We start from the raw sequence: 22,613 nt of genomic DNA on the forward strand, positions 1-22,613 counted from the left end.
CGATGCGCACGGTCGACGAGGTGCGCGTCGCGCTGGGCGAACTCGCCCCCGCCGAGGCCGAAGAGCTCAACGCCAACCTCCTCGACCAGGTGCCGCTGCGCCGCGTCGGCGACACGCAGACCGTCCTCGTGCTCGCCGCCCTCGACCGCGCCCTCCCGCTCGACGTCGTCGCCGAGACCGAGCCGGCCGACGGCGAGCGCCTGAGGTCGCTGCTGATCGGCCTCGACGGGGCGTGGTCGGACGGGGGCGAGGTCGGCGAGCCGGACGGGCGCGCCGCGCGCCGCATGCGCTTCGGCAGCCGCAACGACGCCGCCTCCCGCGTGCAGCTGTGCGCCGTGCAACTGCGTCTCGCCGTCCCCGGCACCATCCGCCTCACCCGCCTCGCCATCGAACCGGCGGCCTGAGGATGGGAGCGCCTCCGGTCGCGGCGAGGGCGCCGCACAGATCAGGATCCGAGCGATGATCGACGACGCGCTGAGCATCGATGGCGTGCTGCTGCGCTTCGGCGGCGAGGATACGCTGCTGGGCATCATCGACCTGGTGCGCCGCGCCCCCTCGCCGAACGCCGTCACCGCCATCCGCCGCGAGATCGCCCGCCGCATCGCCACCGGCGACGACGTCGCCACCTACCGCGCCGTCGACGCGCTGCTCGGCTACGAGGCGGGCAGCGTCAAGGCGCCGGTGCTGGTCGCCGCGCTCGCCGAGAGCGTGCGCGGGGACAGCCTGCGCGGCGGCCTCGCCGCCTATCCGCCCTACAACGTGCTCGCCTATGTCGGCGCCAACCTTCCCTCGGTCCACGACGCCACCTTCCGCGCGCTGATGCTGGAGGCGACGGCGCGCAACCCCGAGCTCGCCCTCTCCGCCCCGGTCTGGGCCGGGCCCGAGGAGCGCGGCCCCGCCTACGGCCTGCTGCTCGGCCACGTGAAGCGGGACGGGCTGACGGCGCGCGCGGCGATGGCGCTGCTGCGCCTCGCCCGGCGCATCTCCGACGGCGTCTTCGCCACCACCTTCAACGCGCTGTGGCTGATGATCCCGGCCTCCGACCCGGCCAGCGCCGAGGTGATCGAGGCGCTGGGCGTCGCCCTCCTGGAGGCCGGCGCCCAGGAGAGCGGGCTCGCCGGCATGCTGACGGCGGCGCGCGAGCGGGCGCCCACCCCGGCGCTGACCTACACCTGCGCCATCATCGACACCCGCTGCGAGCGCCTCGAGGCCGCCGCCCGCGCCTTCCGCAGCCTCGAGGGGGACGCCGCGTTCGGCGCCAAGGCGCGCATCGCGGCGAGCCGGATCGACCTGCTGCTCGCCTATCGCGGCTTCGCCAAGGCCTCGCCTCGGCGCCAGCGCACCGAGCTGGCCGGCCTCCTCGCCACCGCCGCGGCGGCCGAGGCGCCGGTGCCGCAACCGCTGGCGCTGGCGCTCGGCATCGTCGCCCTGCGGGCCGAGATGCTGGAGGTGCTGCCGGAGCTGAAGGCCGTCGCCGCCAAGACCGAAGGCGGCGCCGAGGCGCTCGCCGGTGCCCTCGCCGAGGCCTTCGAGGAGGAGCTGCGCCACCCCGCCGCCAAGCCGGAGAAGCTGCCCGCCGGCGTCGAGGCGCGGCTGAAGCGCATCTGCGCCGGTTTCCGCCGCGCCGGCCGTGGCCACGCCGCCTACATGCTGCGCACGCTGCTGGGCGCGCCCGACGGCGTCCAGAACCCGGTCGAGGCGCTCGACCATTACTTCGCCGCCGTCACCGCCGGCGACCTGATGGAGGGCCGCCCCGGCCTCGCCCCGATCACCCGCCTCTATGCCGACACCCTCGCCGGGGTGAGCTGGCCGACGAGCCCGGCAGGCCTGCCGTGGCCCTACTACGAGCTGCCCAACCTCTCGGGCGCGCGAAACGACTGGCCGCGCATCTCGATCATCGTGCCCTCGTTCAACCAGCGCCAGTACGTCGAGGAGACGATCCTCTCGATCCTCCATCAGGGCTATCCGAACCTGCAGATCATCGTCTACGACGCGGTCTCGACCGACGGCACGACCGAGATCCTGGAGCGCTACCGCGAGGCCTTCGACATCCTCGTCGTGGAGCCGGACGCGGGCCAGTCGGACGCCATCAACAAGGGCATGGCCCGCGCCGACGGCGACCTGCTCTACTGGCTCAACACCGACGACATGCTCGCCCCCGGCGCGCTCCACGCCGTCGGCGCCACCTACGCCGAGACCGGCTCGGACGTCATCGCCGGCTACTGCATCGAGACCACCAACCGGATGATGCGCCTCCTCAACCTGCCGCAGGCCGAGGAGCGGGACTTCACCCCCGACCAGATCACCGACCTGTTCGGCCGCTGGCTGAAGGGCGATTACTTCTACCAGCCGGAAGTCTTCTTCACGAAATCCATCTGGGACCGGGCCGGCGGCGCCGTGCGCCAGGACGCGCACTTCGCCATGGACTTCGAGTTCTGGCTGCGCTGCACCCGGCTGGGTGCCACCTACACCCGCGTGCGCGCCCCCATCGCCTTCTTCCGCAAGCACGCCGAGCAGAAGACCGACGACCTGCCCGACTGCATCGACGAGCAGGCCGGCATGATCGTCGAGAGCGGCTTCGCCGAGACGCTGCCCGAGCGGCGCGCCGCCGTCGCCCGCCTCGCCCAGCGCTTCGCCGAGACCGGCACCCGCGTCGCCGTCGTCTCCAAGCGCTATTCGAAGATCTTCGCCGCCAACGTCCACACCGAGCTCGACACCCACGAGACGCGCTACCAGGTCGAGTTCTACGACAGTCCCGAGGCGTTCGACCCCGCCCAGGCCGACCTGATCATCAACCTGTGCCACGTCCTCGCCGACTATTCGGACACGCTGCGCTACCGCCATCGCGGCTTCCAGGGCCCGATCGTCGGCTGGTTCTGGGACAACCATCACACCTATTTCGAGAACGCGCACGCCGCCCGCGTCGCCGACTTCGTGTGCCCCAGCCACGTGCTCTTCGCCGACTATCTGCGCAATCGCGACGCCGTCTTCATGGAGACGGTGCCCTTGTGCGTCACCCAGTGGACCGCGCGCAACGCCCGCACGCTCTACCGGCGCTGGGGCCTGTCGGCGCGCGACGACCGCCTCTACGGCGGGTTCGTGCGCTACAACATGGGCTCCAAGCGCAACCAGCTGGTGCTCGACCTCATCGGCACCGACCGGCCGCACGCGCTCTATCTGCTCGACGAGATGAACCTCGCCCCCTACTTCGGCAAAAGCGCCGGCGAGCGCTTCGCCGACTGGTGCCGCTACAAGACCTCGCTGTGCCTGCCGCTGCGCAACGACCTGTCGCAGCGCTTCTTCGACGCCTGGCTGACCGGGCAGATCCCGGTGGTGCCGCGCGGCCTGGTGCCGGCGCTGGAATTCCTCGGCGCGGACGCCCTCGAGCGCCACGTCGCCGTCTTCGAGGACTACAGCCCCGACGCCGTCCACGCCGCCCATGCCGAGGCGCTGGAGAAGTTCGACGCCGCCGGCCAGGCCGGCGCCGACGCGCGCCACGCCCTCGCCCGCGACCACCACATGTTCGCCAACCGCGTCAGCGAGATCATCGACAAGGTGCTCGCCGCGGCCGGCTGACCCGCCTCGCCTCGCCCCCTCCCGTGCCGCGTCCCGGCGCGGACACGATGCCGCGTCCCGGCGCGGCAAGGCCGGAGGCAGACACGATGCCGCGGCCCGGCCCGCCGCCGGCAGGCAGCAACGCCCGCCACGCGCGCCGAGTCCGCCGGGAATGCGGGAAACTTTCGTTTGGGATTGGGATAATTCCAGACTATGACGGCGCGATGTAGAAGTATTCAAAATCCATAATACTTGCCGAGACTTGATTGATCTTCCCCGGACCCTTACACGAAGACGGACGGCCCTGAAGGATCGGCGCGACGCCCTCCCCGACCGGCCGCCTTCGCGACGTCCCGGACGGGTTTTCATGATCGTTTGCCACTGCAACATCATCAAGCGGACCGAGATCCGCGAGGCCGTGCGCAGCATCCTCGCCGCCGATCCCTCCGGCCGGCTGGAACCCCAGTACGTCTATCGCGAGCTGCAAAAGCGCGGTCGCTGCTGCTCCTGCTTCCCCCTCGTCTCGTCGATCGTCGAGGAGATGCTGCAGGAGGCCATGCACGAGATCGAGAACCCGGTGTTCGGCGCCCGCGCCCCCAGCGCCGCCGTCCGCGGCGCCTGACGGCCCGTCCGCCGGCCTCCCGCACGTCCGCCTCACGCCCACGGGTCGCGGCCGAAGCCCCTCAGTTTCTTGAATTACTCTAAATAAAATGTGTTGACGGGCCCCCTCGCGAGCCGGCATCACACCCCTTCGACGATGCGGCCAATCAGGGGGCAGGAATGAAGGGCAAGCCAATCGTGATCGAGCGCCTCAACCAGGCGCTGTTTCTGGAACTCGGTGCGGTCAACCAGTACTGGTTGCACTACCGCCTCGCCGAGGACTGGGGCCTGGGCAAGCTCGCCGACAAGGAGCGCGCCGAGTCGATCGAGGAGATGCACCACGCGGACAAGCTGGTGCAGCGCATCATCTTCCTCGAAGGCCACCCCAACCTGCAGACGGTCGCCCCGCTGCGCATCGGCACCAACGTGCGCGAAGTGCTGGAGGCCGACCTCGCCGGCGAGTACGAGGCGCAGAAGACCTACGCCGAGTCCCGCGAGATCTGCGACAAGGAAGGCGACTACGTCTCCAAGGAGCTGTTCGACCAGCTGCTGATGGACGAAGAGGGCCACATCGACTTCCTCGAGACCCAGCTCGACCTCCTCAACAAGATCGGCGACGAGCGCTACATGCTCCTCAACGCCAAGTCCGCGGACGAGGCCGAATAGAGCGCCCGCCGGCGGCGAGGCCCCGCGGGGTCGTCGCCGACCGGCCGGGGCCCGCGGGCACCCCGATCGACGGATTCGATCCTTCGAGGAGCCCGAGGGAGAAGGGCGCTAGAGCACGTTCAATGAACTTGCGTTCGCCGCCCGCGCTCCAGACGTTTGGTATGCGCGCGTTCCGGGCGGAAAACCGGCTCCACTTTTCCTGAACGCGCTCTAGGCGTCGGGGAAGCCGGCGAGGCGGTCCAGGCGCGCGACGACGCCCGGGTAGCGGTCCAGGAAGGCGAGCTCGGCGTCGATGCCGGCGCGGAAGGCCTCCAGGTCGCGGGACTCCAGAAAAGCGCGGTAGAGCAGCGTCAGCTGGTCCCGCGCCGGGCTCAGCTCGGTCGACAGCACCGGCTGGCAGCAGAACTCCGCCCGTCCCGTGCGCCGCGCCACATAGGCCGAGACCGTGTCCGCGTCCGCCCCGTCGAGGCACAACAGGTCGTCCGCGCTCCGGGCCAGCGGCAGCATCCCCTGCACGTAGCGCGCCCACAGGACCCGCGCGAAGTCGAGCCCGAACCCGTCCCGGCGCGACAGGCTCTCGGCCACCCGCGTCGGGTCGCGCAGCACCAGGAGGTGGGTCGGCGCCACGCCCATCCGCGCCGCCGCCCGCTGCCACACCGGCACCGTGCGGCAGATGCGGGGATCCTTCAGCACCCACCCCGCCCCGTTGCCGATCGGCGCGGTCTCGCCCTCCGCCTCGCCGCCCTCCGCCTCGCGCCCGCCGGCGTCGAGCGCCACCAGCAAGTGCTGCAGCGTCCGGGCGTGATGGTCGATGAAGGCGGCGCTGCGGGTCTCCAGGCCGGTGGGGCCGAGCGCCGACCAGCTGAGGCCGAGGCGCGACAGGAGGTCGTTGTGCCAAGCGACCAGCTCCAGCGGCTCGTAGTGGCCCTCCGGGTTGGAGCGTGCCGACCCGGCCATCGGCGTCCCCGGCACGACGAAGCCGTTGCGCACCATCTGCCGCGCCAGGAAGCTGGTGCCGGAGCGGTGCATGCCCACCACCAGCGTCATCGGCGCGCGCGGCGCCTGGTGCGGCAGCGCCTCGGGACGCTGCGCGGTGATCTGCGCCAGCACCTTGGCCCCGTCGGTCGGGCGCTGGTTGTCCTCGCTGCGCAGCGTCGCGATCATGGAATCCAGCGCCGTCGGCTGCATCAGCCGCGGCAGCGTGCCGAGGTAGACCGGCGGCCGCTCGGGCGCCAGCACGAAGGGCCGCCCCGTCTCCTGCTCGAAGGCGGCCTTCAGCGTCTCGCCCGCCCCGCGCACCTTGGCCGACGTCGTCGTGCCGCCGTGGTGCTGGTGGAAGGTCGCCTCGCCCAGCGGCACGACCAGCGGCCGCCCCTGCTCCGACAGGACGCGGGTGTAGAAGTCGCAGTTGGCGAGCCCCCCGCCCGGCAGCGTGATCGCCTCGTCGTAGCCGCCGAGCGCCTCGAACAGCTCGCGCGGCACCATCAGCGCGCACGACTCGGCCATCGGCCCGAACCAGCCGCGCCGGCTGGACCCGGCCCAGCACGAGACGTTGAAGAGCTGCGGCGGGCGGTTGGGGAAGTCGATGCTCTCCAGCAGGCCGTCCTCGATCGCGGCGCTGTGGGTGCCGTCCGGCACCGCCACCTGCTGCGGCCGGCGGCCGAGGTGGCGCCCGTGCACCGCCATCACCGCCCGCTGACTGATGCGGATCGTCTGGCGGGCTCGCTGCAGGATGCCCGCCGAGAGGATGCGCGCCCCGTCCACGCAGATGAGGACGTGCGTGCCTCGCGTGCGCCGAACCGCCCGGTTGATGGCCACCGGGAGGGGGAAGTTCTCGCTCTCCAGCGTGTAGCGGAGGTTGGTGGGAAAGCCCGCCCGGTCGGCCTCGGTGAGGGTCTCGTCCGAGGGCATCTCGGCCAGCTCGATTTCGTAGTGCTGGGGGTCGAGGTGCTGGTAGGCGGGGGCGAGCGAGGCGACGGTGCGCGGCAGCTCGCGCCGCATGCGGTACCCGATCACCACGACGGAGATCTGTGGCGGTTTGGCGGCCGCGCTCATCGCGCCGGCCCGCGGAGGGCGGAGGTCGGGGGCGAGGGGATCGGGCGCGCGAGGATCGGGAGGCGCGCAGGAGCGGGGGCCGGGCGGCGGTCAGCCATCCGGCGAGACGGTCTTGAAGGTCGTGCCATGGAGGAAAAAAGAAACGCGAGGCTCATGCAAAAAGTAGCGGTCCCGACCCGACCAGGACCAGAAAGACGAAGGCGTTCCGCGCAAGGCCGGCAATCAGACCCCGCGAGCCAGCCCGTCATGGGCCGCGCCCGGCGAACCCCGAGAATGCCCCAGCCTCCGGCACTAATCAATCGTGGCGATAGGGTGGCTCAAGATGAATTGACCATCCGTTAGGGTTGAAAGACCGACGTCCGCGTCACCGCAACCAAGAGTTTGCCGCCCGAGATCCTCCACGCCGCCCGCCGGGGCCGATCAAACGAGACCCGCCGGGTCCATGATCCAGCAAATATTGCATTCCTGAACGATCGAGCCGAGCCTTCGACTATCCCGACAGAATTCATTTCTTATCCTGGCACAAAGGACGCCCGGGATCGACAAACCAGGCCAAGGCTCGCCGGAAGAATGCCGCCGCGCATGAGAACGGCACCGGAATTGACGCCGGTGTGACAAGAAAATCTCTACCTGCGATAGAGAAAATCGGCCCTCTTTCGCGCGGCGCGGCGCGGCGCGGTGGCCGGGCGGGGCGGGACGCACGCTCAGCGCGGCGGCGGCGCGTCCACGAAGATCGAGGCCGCGCCCTCGGCGAGCCCGGCCCGCCAGTCGACCCCGGTGCTCTTGTAGGCCAGTTTGTGGCGAAACTGGACGATCTTGCGCACCTCCTGCACCGGGTGGACGACGAAGCCGTCGAACCAGGGGCGCTGCTCGGGGGTGCGGTACATGCGCGTCATGATCGCCGGCCCCGTCACGGCCCAGACGTTGTTGGAGATGCGCTGCTCGATGTTCTCGACCGCCTGGCGGATGACCTTCTCGTAGAGCGGGTCGCGCGCGGCGCGCACGAAGAGGAAGTCGTTGGCGATGCGCACCTCGCGCGTCATCAGCATGCCGCGGGGAGCGTCGGCGATGAAGCCGGCGAGGTTGCCGCCGTTCTCGCTGTCGGCGTCGACGTAGACGCCGCCCTCCTCGTAGAGGGCGCAGTAGCGGAAGAGGTCGGCCTGCATGGCGGGGATGGCGCAGGCGCGGTAGGCCGCGAGGGTGCGCGCCTCGAAACGCTGGGCGATGTAGGCCTCGGCGTCGGCCTCGGTGAAGCGTCGGTAGACGAAGTCGGGATCGGCCTTCCAGGTGTCCATGAGGGCGGCGACTTCGGCGGGCGGCTCCGGCGAGTTCCAGAACTGAAACAGGTTGTGGGCGATCATGCGGGCTCCCGGCCAGGACGTCGCCTCTTCATAGCCACAATCTCCCCTCCGGCGCGAGCCATCGACGGGATAGGTCCGGTTTATATGGTTTACACCGCTCCGGTCCGCTTTGAACCTCTGAACCGATATTCATGAACCGGACGGGGGCCGGTCCACGAAGGGCACACCCGAACCGTACCGGTTCGGGTGATCTTTTTCGGTGCTACCGCTTCGCTGCTCGAGCACGCCCGACCCGTACCGGTTCGGGTGATCTTTTTCGGTGCTACCGCTTCGCTGCTCGAGCACGCCCGACCCGTACCGGTTCGGGTGATCTTTTTCGGTGCTACCGCTTCGCTGCTCGAGCACGCCCGACCCGTACCGGTTCGGGTGATCTTTTTCGGTGCTACCGCTTCGCTGCTCGAGCACGCCCGACCCGTACCGGTTCGGGTGATCTTTTTCGGTGCTACCGCTTCGCTGCTCGAGCACGCCCGACCCGTACCGGTTCGGGTGATCTTTTTCGGTGCTACCGCTTCGCTGCTCGAGCAGGCCCGAACCGAACCGGTCCGGGTGATCTTCGTCCGTGCTGTCGCTGCGCTCCGCGAGCTGGCCCGAACCGTACCGGTTCGGCCGGTCTGCCCGGGTGGTGCGATGGTCCGCGACCACCATCCCCGATGGGCCGGCGCAACGCCATGTCGACAGCCCCGGAATGAAAAGACGCCGGGGCGCCGGGGGCGCCGGCTCAGTAGCAGACGCGTTCCTTGACGATCACGTAGGCGCCGCGGCGGGGGGACCAGCGCTCGGTGCGCTCGATGTAGCATTCGCGCTGCACCACCACCCGGGGCTGCGACGCCGCGCTCGCGGCCATCGCGCCGAGGGCGAAGGCGCCGAGACCGATGGCGGCCGCCGTGCCGGCATGGCGGCGATGGCGGTGACGATGACCGACCGTCTCGACGTCCGAGGCGGCGGCGATGGCGGCGGTGCCGGCGGCGGGGCCGAGCGGCGCGGCGCTGGCCGGGCCGGTGACGGCGACGGAGCCCAGGGCGATCGCGAGGGCGGTCGAAGCGGCGATGATGATCTTCGTCATGTTCGTTGCGTCCTTTGTTTTCGGCTCCTGCCGACACACCGAAGATGGCGCCGACCGCGAACAACCACTGTGCGTTGCGTCACACGCGGCACGTTCGCCGCAAACCCGGGCGCCGGCAGCCTCCCAGCCCCCCAGTCCCCCGCGAACCGGGTGCCGCGAATTTCAGGCGCCGGCCAGCAGGCGCAGCGCCCGCAGCGCCGGGCCGACGTGGCCGCGCCGCAGCCGGGCGACGACGCGGCGCGCCTCGCCGCGCTTCAGCCGGCGGTGGATCGCGCGGGCGTCGGCCTCGGCGATGCCGCCCGCCGCGCGCACCTCGCGGAAGATCGTCATGTAGTCGGCGAGGTCGCGGGCGGAGCGGTTGTAGGCGCGGCTGAGCTGGCCCTCGTGCAGGCGGATCGTGGTCAGCGTGTCGTGGAGGTAGGCGATGGGCGCTTCCTGGAGGGTGCGGACCAGGAGGTCGTAGTCGGCCGCGTGCTTCAGGTCGGGGCGGAAGGGGTGGCGCTCGAAGTGCGCGGTGCGGGTGAACGAGCCGCTGATCGTCCAGTAGCAGCCGCGCTCGAAGGCCCGCCTCACCGCCTGCGGCGAGGGGTGGGTCAGGCTGACCGCGCCGGTGCGCTCGCCGCGGCGGTGGAGGGTACCGGCGGCGTCCATATGGTCGACGTCGGCCCAGAACATGGGCACCTCGGGGTGGGCGGCGGCGAGCGCCAGGAAGCGGGCGCAGTGGTCGGGGGCGAGCGTGTCGTCCTGCATCAGGACCACGGTGAAGGGCGTGTCGATGGTGGCGATATGGTGCCGCAGCGAGGCGTAGAGGCCCATGTTGGCGGGGTTGGTGCGGACGGTGACGCGGCGGTCGCGGGCGGCGGCGGCGTGGGCGATGGCCGGTGAGGCGTCGCGGCTGGCGTCGTCGACGAGGAGGAGGCGCAGGTTGCCCGCGCTCTGGCGCAGGACGCTGCCGATGGCCGCCTCCAGGTAGGGCGCGCCGTCGTAGACGGGGATGACGACGCTGACCGGGGGTGTGGACCGGGCCGGTGGGGTGGGTTGTTGGTCTGGGGGCATGGTCTCGTCTGGGTCTGGGTCTGGGTCTGGGTCTGGGTCTGGGTTTGGGGTCGGATCCGGGGCCGGGGATCTGGCCGGGGTCATGGGCTGGAGCGTGGTAGGGCGCGGGTTTGCGGCACGGGTCGCGCGAGCGGCCGGTGGAGGCTCGAACGGCATCACTCGCGAGGAGGAGCGCGGCGATGGAAGGCGGATTGTCCGCAGGGCACCGGGTCGGCCTCGCGCGGGGTGGCGCGCCGGGCGCCGGGCGTCTCGTCGGCCGCCATGCGCCGCGTGATCCGCCGTGCGCCCGCCTCGTCGACGGCCCCCGGCGTCCCCCCGCCCCGCCCCGGCTCGACGACCCTGCCCCGAGCCGTCTCCACCTCCCGCCCCACGCCGCCCACTCGCGCCGCCGCCGCTGCCGCCGCCGCTGCCCGCGTCGAGACGCCCACCGCTGCCGCGCCCACGTCCCTCTGCGGGGCACCCGCCCGACCCGAGGCCGCCTCCCGCAGCGGGACGCTCGCCCGTGCCGAGACCACCTCCCGCTGCGGGGCGCTCGCCCGTGCCGAGGCCACCTCCCGCGGCGGGACGCTCGCCCGTGCCGAGGCCCTCTCTCGCGGCGGGACGCTCGCCCGTGCCGAGGCCCCCTCTCGCGGCGGGACGCTCGCCCGTGCCGAGGCCACCTCTCGCGGCGGGACGCTCGCCCGCGCCGAGGCCACCTCCCGCAGCGGGGCGCTCGCCCGTGCCGAGGCCACCTCCCGCAGCGGGACGCTCGCCCGATCCGAGGCCACCTCTCGCGGCGGGGCGCTCGCCCGTGCCGAGGCCACCTCTCGCGGCGGGACGCTCGCCCGTGCCGAGGCCACCTCCCGCTGCGGGGCGCTCGCCCGTGCCGAGGCCCCCTCTCGCGGCGGGGCGCTCGCCTGTGCCGAGGCCGCCTCCCGCGGCGGGACGCTCGCCCGACCCGAGGTCACCTCCCGCGGCGAGATGCTCGCCCGATCCAAGGCCGCCTCCCGCGGCGGGGCACCCGCCTGATCCGAGACTGCCCCCCGAGGCGAGACTGCCCCCCGCGGCAGGGCGCTCGCCCGTGCCGAGGCCACCTCTCGCGGCGAGGCACTCGCATGGGCCGTGGCCATTTTCCGCGACGGGGAGCTCCGGGGCGGGACGGCACCCTCTGGTGCCGAGGCCGCGTCCGGCGGGGCCAGAGCCTTCCGGACCTCGGTCGCCCTTCGCGTCGCGGGCCCGGGCTCCGCGCTTTCCCTGTGTTCGGGAGAAGCAGCCGGCCGGGGATCCCCCGACCCAACTCGCGACGAGGCGCTGGAGCGGCTGGCGGCTGCGTTCGGCCTCCCGCCCGTCCCACCGATGGCGGCGGGTCCGGGGCCGCGCGGCTCGGCCCCGGACCCGCCGAGCGCCGCCGCGGACGGCATCGCCCGTGCCTCCCGGCCCCCACTCGGACGATCCCGCCGCGACGAAGCGGCGCCCGCCGTGGCATCGTGCGGCTCGGCCTCCCGCCCGCGCCGTCCGGTCCCCCGCACCCGAGTGCCCGACGGTTCGAACAGAGCACCGCGTTCCTCCGCCGCGTGTGTCGCAAGGGGCGCCCGCTCGCGCTGCGGCTCCGCCCGTCGCGCGCCGCTGGCGTCCTCCGCCGCGGCCGGCCGGCGCCGCGGGGCCGCAGCGACCGCGCGCGTGGCGGGCGTGTCCGGCGCTCCGGTGGATCCTCGGCCCGCGTCGCCCCGCTGCCGAGCCCGGCCGCCGGATGCATCGCGGTTGCCCCCCTTCTCCGCCCCCGGCGCTTCGGCGCCTCTCCCGTGCGCCGCGGCCTGCGTCCGGTGCCACAGGGGCGAAGCGTCTCGCCGCATGGGTGACGGGCCCGGCGATCCGGCGACCCCGGCGTGTCCCTCGGCATCGCGCGATCGCCGGTCCGAATGTTCGGCGCGCCCCTCGGCATCGCCCGGCCTCCGGTCCGAGGGTCCGGCGGGCGCCGCGCCGCGCCTCGGCGAACCGGATACCGCCAGGCCCTCGGCCCCGCCTCCTTGGAGCGCGGCCGGCGGACTATCCCGTGAGGGCGAGGCGGAGCGCGGCTCGGCGGCGGGGCCCGGCGATCCGGCGGTCCCGGCGTGTCCCTCGGCATCGCGCGATCGCCGGTCCGAATGCTCGGCGCGCCCCTCGGCATCGCCCGGCCTCCGGTCCGAGGGTCCGGCGGGCGCCGCGCCGTGCCTCGGCGAACCGGATACCGCCAGGGCCTCGGCCCCGCCTCCTTGGAGCGCGGCCGGCGGGCTATCCCGCGAGGGCGAGGCGGAGCGCCGCTCGGCGGCCGGGCCCGGCGATCCGGCGGTCCCGGCGTGTCCCTCGGCATCGCGCGATCGCCGGTTCGAATGCTCGGCGCGCCTCTCGGCATTGCCCGGCCTCCGGTCCGAGGGGCCGGCGGGCGCCGCGCCGCGCCTCGGCGAACCGGATACCGCCAGGGCCTCGGCCCCGCCTCCTTGGAGCGCGGCCGGCGGACTATCCCGCGAGGGCGAGGCGGAGCGGGGCTCGGCGGCGGGGCCCGGCGGCCTGGACGTTCCGGCTTGCGCCCCGGCACCGCATGGCCGCCGGGCAGGGCGTTCGATGGGGGCCCCGTGGCCCGGTCGGTCGGCCGCCATCTGGATCCGCGCGGCTCTTGCCTGCCTGGCGGGCGGCGTCGAGAGGCGTGGGGCCGAGGCGGCAGGATGCTCGGCAGACGGGGGCGGTGACCCGGTCTGGGCATCTCGTGACCGATCGTCCGGGTATTCGGCGGTGGCTTCCTTGCGGGGCGCGCCGGAGACCGCGGGGGATCCTGCGCAACGTTCCGGCTTCCCGGCCGGCCTCGAACGCTGCGGCGGCGGAGCGGCACGTCGCGCGAAGGACGGGCCGGGGGGATCGGCGGGTTCCCCGCGCTCGGCGCTTGGCGGATGGAGGGGGGGAGGCGCGGTGGCGGGGGCACCGTGGTCCGGAGAGGCCGTCGCCGGCCGGGACCGGGGGTGTTCGTCCTGCGCCGCCGTCGCAGACTGGCGGGGCCGGGGGGATGGGGCGGGCGGTATGCGGCGCGCGGTCGTCGGCTCGGAGCATCCGTCGTCTCCTTCGCCGTCTCGGGCTCGAGCCTCGCCCCGATCGCCCTGCGGTGCGGGGGAAGGGGGGGCGGCTCTTTCGGGCGCCGCTGGCCTTGCCGCCACCCGGACGTCGCCGCTTCGGGGCTGCGATGCGGGGGCGGGGCTGGCGGCTTCTTCGGGCGCCGTCATTCCGGCCTTCACTGGGGCGTCGCCGTGCTGGGGCTGGGGCGCGGGGGTGTGGAGGGCGGTTCCTTCGGGCGTCGCCGGCTCCGTCTCGGCTCGGACGTCGCCGCGGCCGGGCCGGACTGCGGGCGAGACGGTTCGCGGCGGCCGGGTGGGGCTGCTGCGTTGCGCGGTGCCTTGGAACCGAGTGGCGGGGACGGCGGGAGGGGGCGTGCCGGGCTGCATCTCCGTCTGAGGCGGGGCGGCCTGCAAGAGGACGCGTGGCCGGCTTCGCGGCGAAACGGCGGGCCCGACCCGTTCCCCTCCGACCCGGCCTCCTCCGACCCGTGCCCCTCCTCCCCGTGCCCCTCCTCCCCAGACCCCGCTCCCTCGTGCCCCCTCTTCCCGTGCTCCCTTTCCTCGTGCCCGCCCTCCCGGTCCCGGTCCCGGTCCTTGCCCTGGTCCTTGCCCTGATCCTTGCCGGGCGGGTGTCTCCCGCACCGCCTCCCCTTGCGCCTCGGGTCGTGCCGGGGCGGGGCGCGGGGGCGGCGTCCGGCGCACGTCGGCCGCCTCCGCGGGACGCGAGACCGGCGGCACCGTGCGCAACGCCGCCAGCACCAGCGCCGTCCGCCGCAGCCGCCGCGCCGACAGCCGCCGCGCCCCCCGCTCGACCGCGATCCGCCGCACCGAGGGGAGCGCCAGGCGCATCGCCGCGAACACCCCCACGGTCGCGAGCGCCGTGTTCACCAGGAAGAACACCGAGGACAGCGGCCGCACCAATCCCAGCCCCACCGTGAACCACAGCGCCGCCGTCATCAGCCGTCCGTGCCGCAGCGCCCGCCCCGCCCGCCGGTCGATCGCGCTCACCGCCAGCCCCAGCACGAAGAGCCCGCCCGCCACCCCGGCCGCGCCGAAATTGGCATAGAACTCCACCACCTGCCCGGCGCCGAACGTCGCCCCGCTGGAGAAGCTCTGCCCGGTGTGCGCGGCGAGGAAGTCGCTGCCGCCCAGCCCCGGCTTGCCCGGCCACACCACGCGCGGGATCCACGCCACCAGCGCCAGCACCAGCGACTGGCCGTAGAGCCACAGCCCCTCCACCGCGTCGTGATACTCGGCCACCTTGCCGACGAAGACGCCCTGGTTCAGCCGCACCACGAGGTGGTCGAGGCTGGCCGCGTCGAACGGGTCGAGCAGCCTGACGTGGCCGAGGGCGTGGGCGACGGCGCCGATCCGCTCGCCGATCCCGGCCCCGCCCCAGATCGCCGCCCGCAGCTCGGTGCGGAACGACATGTAGACCACGAAGACCGACAGGAGCGCGTAGAGGACGCCGAGGAAGAGGCCGGCGAAGAGGGGGGTGGAGAGCCGCCCCCGCCGCAGCGCCACCAGCGCGAACGCCGAGACGATGACGAAGGCGGCGAAGCCGAAGGAGAGGAAGCCGGCGAACAGCAGGTAGAAGGCCGGAATCGCCGCCGCCAGCGCCATCCACGGCAGCAGCGTGCCCTCCCGCACCCCCACCCGCACCATGTAGGCGCCGAGGCAGACGTAGACGACGGCCGCGTTCTGGCCGACCTGCTGCAGTGCGTCGATCATCGGCAGCGGCAGGCGCACCCGCGACAGGACGAGCCCGGTGAGGGCCAGCAGCCCGACGAGCTGCATCGCCATCGGGTCGAACGCCCGCCCGGCCGGCCTCGGTCCGGCAGCGAAGGCGGAAGGGGGAGAGAAGACGGAAGCACCGTTCGCCTCGGCCCGAACCACGGCGGGGGCGAAGGCCGGCCCGCCGGCGCGAGGGCGGGCGCGGTGCGGCGGAGCGCCCGGCGCCCCGGCCGCCTGCCGTGACGCCGGGCGCCCCCGCATGGAAGATCCCTCCGCGGGTCGTCGCGCCCCGCTCGTCCCCACCCCGCTCGTCCCCACCCCGCTCGTCCCCACCTGGCTCGTCCTCGCCCCGCCTGTCCTCGCCCGGCCTGTCCTGGTCTCGCCGGCGGTCTCTCCGCCGGGCCCCGTGCCGCCCGGTCGCCGGTCGCCTCGCCCCTCTCCGCTTCGTCTCGGCGCGCCGGGTCCATTCGTGCGGGGTCCAAGCGCGCCGGGTTCATTTGCGTCGGGTCCATGCGCGTGGGGTCCATGCGCGCCGGGTTCTTGGGCGCCGGGCTCCCGTGCGGCGCGTTGGTGCGCGTCGGGATCGGGTCCGTGCGGCGCCTGCCCTCGTGGCCGCTCGCCTCTCGCCCCCCGGGAGGCGTGCGTCCGCACGAGGCGCAAGGGGGCGAAGCGCAGCCGTTCGGGGCGGCGAGCCGGGCCAGGGCGGATCCTGTCGGAAGGGGATGGGCCGGAAGGGGATGGAGCAGCACGGAACGGGCCGAGACGCGCTCGGGCCAGGCGGCTGCCGGCGCTGCGCCGGAATGCGCCGGGCGGGGCGGTGGAGGCTCGGCAGAGAGGGCGCGGCCGGGGCCGCCCGCCGGCGTGCACCAGGACTGCCCCCACCGTGAAGGCGACGATGCCGAGCACCGTCAGCGCGATCCCGCGCACCACGGTGGCGGGCGTGAAACCGTAGCCCAGGAGATAGAGGTAGAGGTCGCTCTGCGGCCGCAGGTGGGTGTAGCCGGGCACCATATAGGCCAGCGCGCCGACATATTCGAACGTCATCGCGAAGAGGAAGGCGAGGGTGAGGCCGACGCCCCCGCGCCGCCTTTGCGCGCTCGCCCGGAAGACGACGAGGATCGCCGCGAGCCACACCAGCGCCAGCGCGCCCATCGCGACGCTCGGGCTCATGGGCGGCGGCCCTCGGCGGCCGGGCGAGCGGACAAGGCGGGCGCACCGCCCCCGAACCGACCGCTGCAAGACTTGTCGCCGCAAGGCCGCCCGTTTCGGAGCCGCCCGCCGCTGGGCCGATGATCCCCGGCGGCTCTCCGGGCGGTGGCCGTTCTGGTGGCGGTTCTACGGATCGGCCGGGCGTTCGCCGGCCGTGCGGCGGCCTGCTGCGGGGGCGTGGGCGCAGGGGCCGGCCGGGCGGCACCTCGCAAGGGCATCCCAACGTCGCTCAAGCCAGACCCCCAAAGCTCTGCTCGCGTGGGTTCGTGTCGATCACCACCCTAGACGAGTAACGAGCCTCATACTATACCCTTAGTTGTATAGGCGGCGACCATGTTCCACGACCCCGCGCGAAACCCGGCCGGGCGACGGCCAACGACCTCCCTCGCAAAGCATGCGCGCTCGGCGCAGCCTCGCCTCGCGGCGCGTCCCGGCCCCGCCGTGAGCGCGGCGTCAGAAGCTCCAGGCGGCGGGGTCGGCGATGTAGGCGCGCTGGTCGGCCAGCAGTGCCGGCACCGCCGGCCAGGCCTGCGGCGCGCCGGCGGCGACGGCCCGCGCATTCCAGTCCCAGTGCTCCTGCGGGCCGGCACCGTTGAGCGGCGCGCCGTCGCCGAAGGTGCCCAGCCCCGAGAGGTCCTTCAGGCGGAAGTCGCCGCTCGCCGGGTCGCCGGCGAAGATCTCCGCCGCGGCGCCGGCATAGTCGTCACGGTCGAGGAAGACGCTGTTGGCGTCCGTCCCCGTCGCGGCGATGAAGGCGGCGAAGTCGTCGTAGGTCGTCGACCCCAGCCGCCAGGAGGCGTTCGGGTTGCCGACATAGAGGTTGTTGTCGGCCGTGATCGAGTAGGCCGCATTGGTCGCGTTCACCGCGCTGTAGCGGATGAAGCCGTTGACGTTCTCCGGATAGTCGCCGCACTCGGGGAAGAAGAAGACGTTGTTCTCGATCGTCGCCGACACGGTGCCGGGCGAGCCGTAGCGGCTGATCTGCAAGGCGGCGGTGACCGCCGGGCCGGCGTTGAACACGAACGCGCAGTTGCGGATCACGATCGACCCGTTGCGCCCCCAGCGCAGCACGAAGTCGGCGATCGAGGCGTCCTCGACATAGAACACGCAGTGCTCGACGATGGTGTCGATGTCGCGCGTCTCGGTGCCGCCGGTGCCCATCATCATGTAGTCGCCCGAGGCGCTCCAGACCGGGTCCTCGATCATCACGTGGCTGACCCGCGTCGTCGGCGCCACGATCGACACGCCGCGCTGCGGCCGCTTCACGTAGCAGCCCTTGACGGTCAGCGCCTCGGTCGAGGCGTCGATGCCGGTGGCGCAGTCGAGCGTGGCGCATTGCTCGAAGGTGACCGCGCCCCATTCGTTGGGCGAGCCGTGGGCGTAGAAGGCCTGCACCCCCTGCGCGGGCCGGTCGTTCACCACCATCACCCGGCGCGCGGTGCGCGTCAGGCCCGAGGGGTCGTCGCGGTAGATGGTGAACGGGTAGGCGCGCGAGGCGCTCTCGCCGCTGATGGCGAAGTCGCGGCGGATGCCGGCGCAGATGACGTCGGTCGCGTCGCCGTCGACCACGGCGTGGTGGAGGCCGCCGTCGCGCACCAGGAGGCGGCTGTAGCTCGCCGGCCCGGCCGACAGGTTGCCGTAGTGGCCGAGCGCGCGATGCAGCTCCAGCGGGCCGGCGAGGGCGACGCCCGTCACCCCCGAGCCGCCGTCGCCGGCGTGCCAGGCGATGTTGTGGTCCCGCGCGCCCGCCTCGTAGAGGACGCCGCCGATGGCCGGGTCGACGGCCGACTGGACGGAGATCGTGGTGGTGCCGGCGAAGCGGTCGGCGGCGTACCAGCCGCCGTTCGCCGAAAGGTCGGCGAGGTCGGCGGCGCGGCGCGGCTGGGCGCCGTCGGCGTAGACCTGCAGCGGCTCGGTGCCGCTGGGCGAGGGGGTGGCGCGCGTCCAGGACGCGGACCAGACGTTGGCGTAGGTGCCGTGCTGCGTCCACGGCCCGGCGACGACGCCCGCCCCGTCGAGGACCGGCGCGGCGCCCGAGCCGTAGGGCGTGACGGTGACGTCGGCGAGGGCGAGGTCGAGCTGCTCGCGCCAGGCGGAGCCCCTGGCGAGGCCGAGCGTCTCGCCGGCGGAGAGGCGCGAGAGGCCCTCGGCGAGGGTCTCGGCCGGGGTGCCGGTGGCGCCGGCGTCGTCGCCGGAGACGGCATCGACCTTCACATCAACGCTCGGCCCGCTGGGCGCGGGACGGGCACCGAGCGCCGACCAGAGGGAAACGTTGAGCATCAGCATCGGGGGCGTCCTGCGTTCGACCAAAGTCCGGCCAGTCTCGATCAGGCGGGCCCGCCGGGGATAAGTTTTCCCGCCTCGCGAGGGGCCGCCGCCGCGCGGACCGCCGCCCTCCACGGCGCCCCTTCGCGGAGGACCGCGAGGGCGAGCGGCCCACTCCTGCGGGCCGGCCCGCTGCGGGGCGGGCCGTCGCCGGACCGCGCGCTGCGAGACCGGCCTTTGCGAGATCGACCTTTGCGAGATCGACCTTTGCGAGATCGACCTTTGCGAGACCGGGCGCTGCGAGACCGGGCGCTGCGAGACCGGGCGCTGCGAGACCGGGCGCTGCGAGCGACGGGGGCGACCGGGGCTGACCCGGTGTGCCCGCAGCCGCAGCCGCCGTCGGCGTCGTCCGCGCCGGCATGCGGGGCGGTGATGTCCGGTCGCAGCCGGCCTGTCCCGTCGCCTCTTTCCCTGTCCCTGCGCCGCCTCCCCCTCCTCCCGTCCCCGTCCCTGCTCTTCTCTCGTCGACGGGCGATCGGCCCTCATCCCGCCGGTTCGGCTTCATGGGGGGCGCGGCGATGAGGACTCCCCCCGCCACCGATGGCGGCGGCGTCGACGTGCTCGCCGTCATCCGGGCCCCGCTGGAGGCCTACCCGCCGTCGCTCAACCAGGTGCGCCTGCTCGCCCGGCACGGCCTTCGCGTCACCGTCGCCGACCTCGCCCCGACCCTGCCCGCCGAGGACGCCCTCGCCGCCGAGCCCGGCACCGCGCGCGTCAGCCTCGGCGTGCAGCGCGCGCTGGAGGGGCAGGACGTCGCCCTGGCCCGCCGGCTCTGCGACCATGTCCGCTTCGGCCACGGGGTACGCCGGCTGGCCGCGCGGCTGCGGCCGGCCGTCGTCCTCGCCTACGACCCGGCCGCGATCGCCGCCGTCCGGCGTCCGCCGGGAGCCGCCCTCGTCGCCCACTTCCACGAGCTGCCGCTCCCCGCCACCGCCGGCGGCGGCCCGCTGATGCGCCGCGCCGCCCGCCTCGCCGCGCGCCGCGCCGCGGACGCCGACCTCGTCCTCTTCCCCGACCCCGCCCGCGCCCGGATCTACGCCGAGGCGACCGGCCTGCCGCGCCCGCCGGCGGTCGCCTTCAACTGCCCCCTCGCCGTCCCCGACGCGGCACTGCCGGCCGACGCGCTGCGCCCCCGCCTCGCCGCCCTCGGCGTCCCGGCCGAGGCGCCCGTCGTCCTCTTCCAGGGCTGGATCGGGCCGAGCCGGGCGATCGCCGAGACGATCCGCTCGATGCCGCTGTGGCCGGCGGCCGCCCGCTTCGTCCTCATCGGCCCGGTGCGCGGGGCCCAGCGGGAGGCCCTGACGGCGCTCGCGGCCGCGACCGGCGTCGCCCGGCGCGTGCTCTTCCTGGGACCGCTCCCCTATCCGGCGCTGCTGGCCCACACCGTCGGCGCCGACGTCGGCCTCGCCCTGGTCTCGCCGCGCCACGAGGCCGAGCCGGCCTGGCGCTACACCGCCGGCGCCGTCAACAAGCGCTTCGAGTACATGGCCGCCGGCATCGCCCAGGTCGCCTCGACCGGTCCCGGCATGGCCGAGATCGTCGCGGCGCCCGGCGCCGGCCTGCTGGTGGACCCGGACGATCCGGCCGCCATCGGCGCGGCCGTCGCCCGCCTGCTGACCCGCCCCGAGGAGCGCCGCGCGATGGCCGCCCGCGCCCGCCGCGCCCACCTGGAGCGCTTCTCCTACGAGGCCCAGTTCGCCCCGGTGCTGACCCGCATCGAGGCGCTCGCCGCCGCGCGCTGCCCGGCCCGGCACCCCCTCCCTCCCGTCATCCCGAGGCCGGCATGAAGATCCTGATCCTCTCGCACGGCGACGCCGCCGCGCTGGAAGCCTCCTACGGCCGCGCCTTCGCGGCGCTCGGCCACGAAGTCACCGTGCTGAACCCGATGCCGCGGCTGGAGGCCGACCCGATGTGGCGGCACCGCGCCGCGCGCCGCCTCTTCGAGCGCGCCATCCTCGCCCGCCACAACGCCGCCTGGTTCGACGAGGTCGCCGCCGTCCCCGCCGACCTGACCTTCGTCGCCAAGGGGACATGGGCGCTGCCGGGCTTCTGGCGGCGCTACAAGGCGGCGCGGCCGGGGACGGTGCTCGTCTGCATCAACGCCGACGACCCGCTGACGACCTACAGCCGGGGCGCCAACCGTCGCTGGATCACCGAGTCGATCGGCACCTTCGACCTCTACTCGACCTACAAGAGCGCCCTCGTCGCGCCGCTCCTGCGGGCCGGCGCGCGGCGGGTCGTGCGCATCCCCTTCGCCTGGGATCCCGACCTGCACCCGCCGTCCCCGGCCGGAGGCGGGCCGGACCTCGTCTTCGTCGGCAACGCCGACGCCCACCGCGAAGCCTTCCTCACCGCGATCGTCGACCATCCGGCCGCCGCCGCCTGGCGCATCGAGGTGCACGGCCTGTGGCCCCGCGTCGCCAGCCCGGCGCTGCGGGCGGCGATCCGGCCCGGCCAGCTCACCGGCGCGGCGATGGCGCGGTGCGTCGCCTCCGCGCGGCTCGCCCTCAACATCATGCGCCGGCAGAACGAGGGCGCCCACAACATGCGCACCTTCGAGACCGCCGGCTGCGGCGGGCTGATGGCGAGCCAGTATTCGGCCGAGCAGCACGCGGTCTTTCCCGCCGGCGAGGCGGCGGTCTACTTCGCGGACGCCGGCGAGGCCGTCGCCGTCCTCGCCGCCGCGCTCGCCGAGCCGGAGCGTCTCGCCGTCATGCGCGTCCGGGCCGGTGCCATCGTCGCCCAGCACACCTATGTCGCGCGGGCCCGCCAGCTCCTCGCCGCCGCCGAGGGCGTCACGTTGAAGGCCGCGGCATGAGCGCGGCGCTCCACGTCAGCCTGCTGCAGCGCCGCTCCTTCGCGGGGCAGTTCTCCATCGAGGGGATCGCCGCGCACCTTGCCCGCGATCTCCGCGCGGCGGGGGTCGACGCGTGCCTCCACGTCGCCCCGGTGCACAGCCGCGGCCTCGGCCCGCGGCTCGCCATCGCCCGCTTCGCCCGCGCCCACCAGGGCGACGTCACCCACATCACCGGCGACATCACCTTCGCGGCGCCGGCGCTGAGGGCGGCGCGCACCGTCGTCACCTTCCACGACTGCGAGCCGCTGGAATGGATGAGGGGGCCGCGCCGCGAGGTGCTGCGCCGGTTCTGGTACGACGCGCCGGCGCGCCACGCCGCCGCCGTCACCGCCGACTCGGCCCACACCAAGGCGCGCCTGCTGGTGCACGTCCCCGGCCTCGAGCCGGACAAGGTGCACGTCGTGCCCAACGCGGTCGCCCCGGTCTTCCGGCCGCGGCCGCAGCCGCCGCGGGAGGGGCCGCCGGTGGTGCTGCAGGTCGGCACCAAGCACAACAAGAACGTCCCCCGCCTGCTCGCCGCGCTCGAGGGGCTCGACGTGGTGCTGCACATCGTCGGCCCGGTCGATGCGGCGCTGGGGGCCGACCTCGCCCGCCGCCGCATCCGTCACCGGGTCTTCCAGGATCTCACCGAGACGGCGCTCGCCGAGTGCTACGCCGCCGCCGACGTCGTCGCCTTTGCCTCGCTGGCGGAGGGGTTCGGGATGCCGGTGATCGAGGCGCAGGCGATGGGGCGCCCGGTGGTGACGAGCCGCACCACCTCGCTCCCCGAGGTCGCCGGCGCGGGCGCCCACTTCGTCGACCCGCAGAACGTCGGCGACATCCGCGCCGCCCTGGTGCGCGTCCTGGGCGACGCCTGCTGGCGGGCGCGGCTGGTGGAGGCCGGGTTCGCCAACGCCCGCCGCTTCACCCGCGAGCGCGTCGTCGCCCTTTATGGGGCTCTCTACCGGGATCTCGCCGAGGCGGCCGGGCCGGCGGCGGCGTACGGCCGGCGCTCGCCGCCGCACCCGCCTCCACGAGAGGCCCGGTGACGGCGCCCCCGCCCCCGCCCGTACGCCGCCTCCGACGCCACC

At 74.0% G+C, this 22,613-nt stretch carries 16 protein-coding genes; 10 read left to right on the top strand and 6 right to left on the bottom strand.

Translation table 11 applies throughout. The features are described 5' to 3' along the window. Window positions 1-2 precede the first annotated feature (2 nt). The 4 genes from MRB58_RS23865 to bfr all read left to right on the top strand — a co-directional run bounded on the left by MRB58_RS23865 (window position 3) and on the right by bfr (window position 4,821). Entirely contained in the window at window positions 3-404 is a 402-nt protein-coding gene (locus tag MRB58_RS23865) for a hypothetical protein (protein WP_244782266.1), read from the top strand. 55 nt (window positions 405-459) lie between these two features. Continuing rightward, on the top strand, window positions 460-3,576 hold the full coding sequence (locus tag MRB58_RS23870) for a glycosyltransferase family 2 protein (RefSeq protein ID WP_244782267.1): 3,117 nt from the start codon (window positions 460-462) through the stop codon (window positions 3,574-3,576). A gap of 346 nt (window positions 3,577-3,922) precedes the next feature. Next, the gene (locus MRB58_RS23875) at window positions 3,923-4,177 is read left to right on the top strand and encodes a bacterioferritin-associated ferredoxin (RefSeq protein WP_244782268.1); all 255 of its coding nucleotides are present in this window, start codon (window positions 3,923-3,925) and stop codon (window positions 4,175-4,177) included. Between the two features lie 158 nt (window positions 4,178-4,335). After that, the gene (bfr, locus tag MRB58_RS23880) at window positions 4,336-4,821 is read left to right on the top strand and encodes a bacterioferritin (RefSeq protein ID WP_244782269.1); all 486 of its coding nucleotides are present in this window, start codon (window positions 4,336-4,338) and stop codon (window positions 4,819-4,821) included. A 210-nt stretch (window positions 4,822-5,031) separates the two neighbouring features. Here the strand turns inward: bfr and MRB58_RS23885 are convergent, their stop codons facing one another. From MRB58_RS23885 to MRB58_RS23905, 5 genes are all read right to left on the bottom strand, one after another. After that, window positions 5,032-6,876, bottom strand: coding sequence for a hypothetical protein (locus MRB58_RS23885; RefSeq protein ID WP_244782270.1), 1,845 nt, complete (start codon window positions 6,874-6,876; stop codon window positions 5,032-5,034). A gap of 704 nt (window positions 6,877-7,580) precedes the next feature. Further along, window positions 7,581-8,237 carry a glycosyltransferase family 32 protein gene (locus MRB58_RS23890; RefSeq protein WP_244782271.1) on the bottom strand — a complete coding sequence of 219 codons (657 nt, stop codon included), beginning with the start codon at window positions 8,235-8,237 and terminating at the stop codon, window positions 7,581-7,583. Window positions 8,238-8,366: 129 nt separating this feature from the next. Continuing rightward, entirely contained in the window at window positions 8,367-8,882 is a 516-nt protein-coding gene (locus MRB58_RS23895; protein ID WP_244782272.1) for a hypothetical protein, read from the bottom strand. Between the two features lie 73 nt (window positions 8,883-8,955). Beyond that, on the bottom strand, window positions 8,956-9,300 hold the full coding sequence (locus MRB58_RS23900; RefSeq protein ID WP_244782273.1) for a hypothetical protein: 345 nt from the start codon (window positions 9,298-9,300) through the stop codon (window positions 8,956-8,958). Window positions 9,301-9,462: 162 nt separating this feature from the next. Continuing rightward, a complete protein-coding gene (locus tag MRB58_RS23905; RefSeq protein WP_244782274.1) occupies window positions 9,463-10,356 on the bottom strand; it encodes a glycosyltransferase in 894 nt (297 codons plus the stop codon). 261 nt (window positions 10,357-10,617) lie between these two features. On the opposite strand from MRB58_RS23905, the gene MRB58_RS23910 reads away from it, so the two are divergent. The 3 genes from MRB58_RS23910 to MRB58_RS23920 all read left to right on the top strand — a co-directional run bounded on the left by MRB58_RS23910 (window position 10,618) and on the right by MRB58_RS23920 (window position 15,395). Then, the gene (locus MRB58_RS23910; RefSeq protein ID WP_244782275.1) at window positions 10,618-11,364 is read left to right on the top strand and encodes a hypothetical protein; all 747 of its coding nucleotides are present in this window, start codon (window positions 10,618-10,620) and stop codon (window positions 11,362-11,364) included. 2,793 nt (window positions 11,365-14,157) lie between these two features. Further along, window positions 14,158-14,484: a hypothetical protein gene (locus tag MRB58_RS23915; protein ID WP_244782276.1), complete on the top strand. Its 327-nt coding sequence runs from the start codon at window positions 14,158-14,160 to the stop codon at window positions 14,482-14,484. Window positions 14,485-14,663: 179 nt separating this feature from the next. Continuing rightward, window positions 14,664-15,395 carry a hypothetical protein gene (locus tag MRB58_RS23920; protein WP_244782277.1) on the top strand — a complete coding sequence of 244 codons (732 nt, stop codon included), beginning with the start codon at window positions 14,664-14,666 and terminating at the stop codon, window positions 15,393-15,395. A 1,419-nt stretch (window positions 15,396-16,814) separates the two neighbouring features. Here the strand turns inward: MRB58_RS23920 and MRB58_RS23925 are convergent. Beyond that, complete coding sequence (locus MRB58_RS23925; RefSeq protein WP_244782278.1) at window positions 16,815-18,647, bottom strand: DUF5123 domain-containing protein; 1,833 nt, start codon at window positions 18,645-18,647, stop codon at window positions 16,815-16,817. Window positions 18,648-19,204: 557 nt separating this feature from the next. Between MRB58_RS23925 and MRB58_RS23930 the strand changes: the two genes are divergently transcribed. From MRB58_RS23930 to MRB58_RS23940, 3 genes are read left to right on the top strand one after another with little or no spacing between them, the layout of a single operon-like run. After that, window positions 19,205-20,473, top strand: coding sequence for a glycosyltransferase family 4 protein (locus MRB58_RS23930; protein WP_244782279.1), 1,269 nt, complete (start codon window positions 19,205-19,207; stop codon window positions 20,471-20,473). After that, window positions 20,470-21,504 (top strand): glycosyltransferase, encoded by a 1,035-nt coding sequence (locus MRB58_RS23935; protein ID WP_244782280.1) that lies wholly within the window; start codon window positions 20,470-20,472, stop codon window positions 21,502-21,504. The genes MRB58_RS23930 and MRB58_RS23935 overlap by 4 nt, the downstream gene beginning before the upstream one ends. Further along, on the top strand, window positions 21,501-22,571 hold the full coding sequence (locus tag MRB58_RS23940) for a glycosyltransferase family 1 protein (protein WP_244782281.1): 1,071 nt from the start codon (window positions 21,501-21,503) through the stop codon (window positions 22,569-22,571). Before MRB58_RS23935 ends, MRB58_RS23940 begins: the two co-directional genes overlap by 4 nt. The last annotated feature ends 42 nt before the right edge of the window (window positions 22,572-22,613 follow it).

Origin of the sequence: Acuticoccus sp. I52.16.1, assembly GCF_022865125.1 — a bacterium.
In the GTDB taxonomy this organism is placed as follows: Bacteria; Pseudomonadota; Alphaproteobacteria; order Rhizobiales; family Amorphaceae; genus Acuticoccus.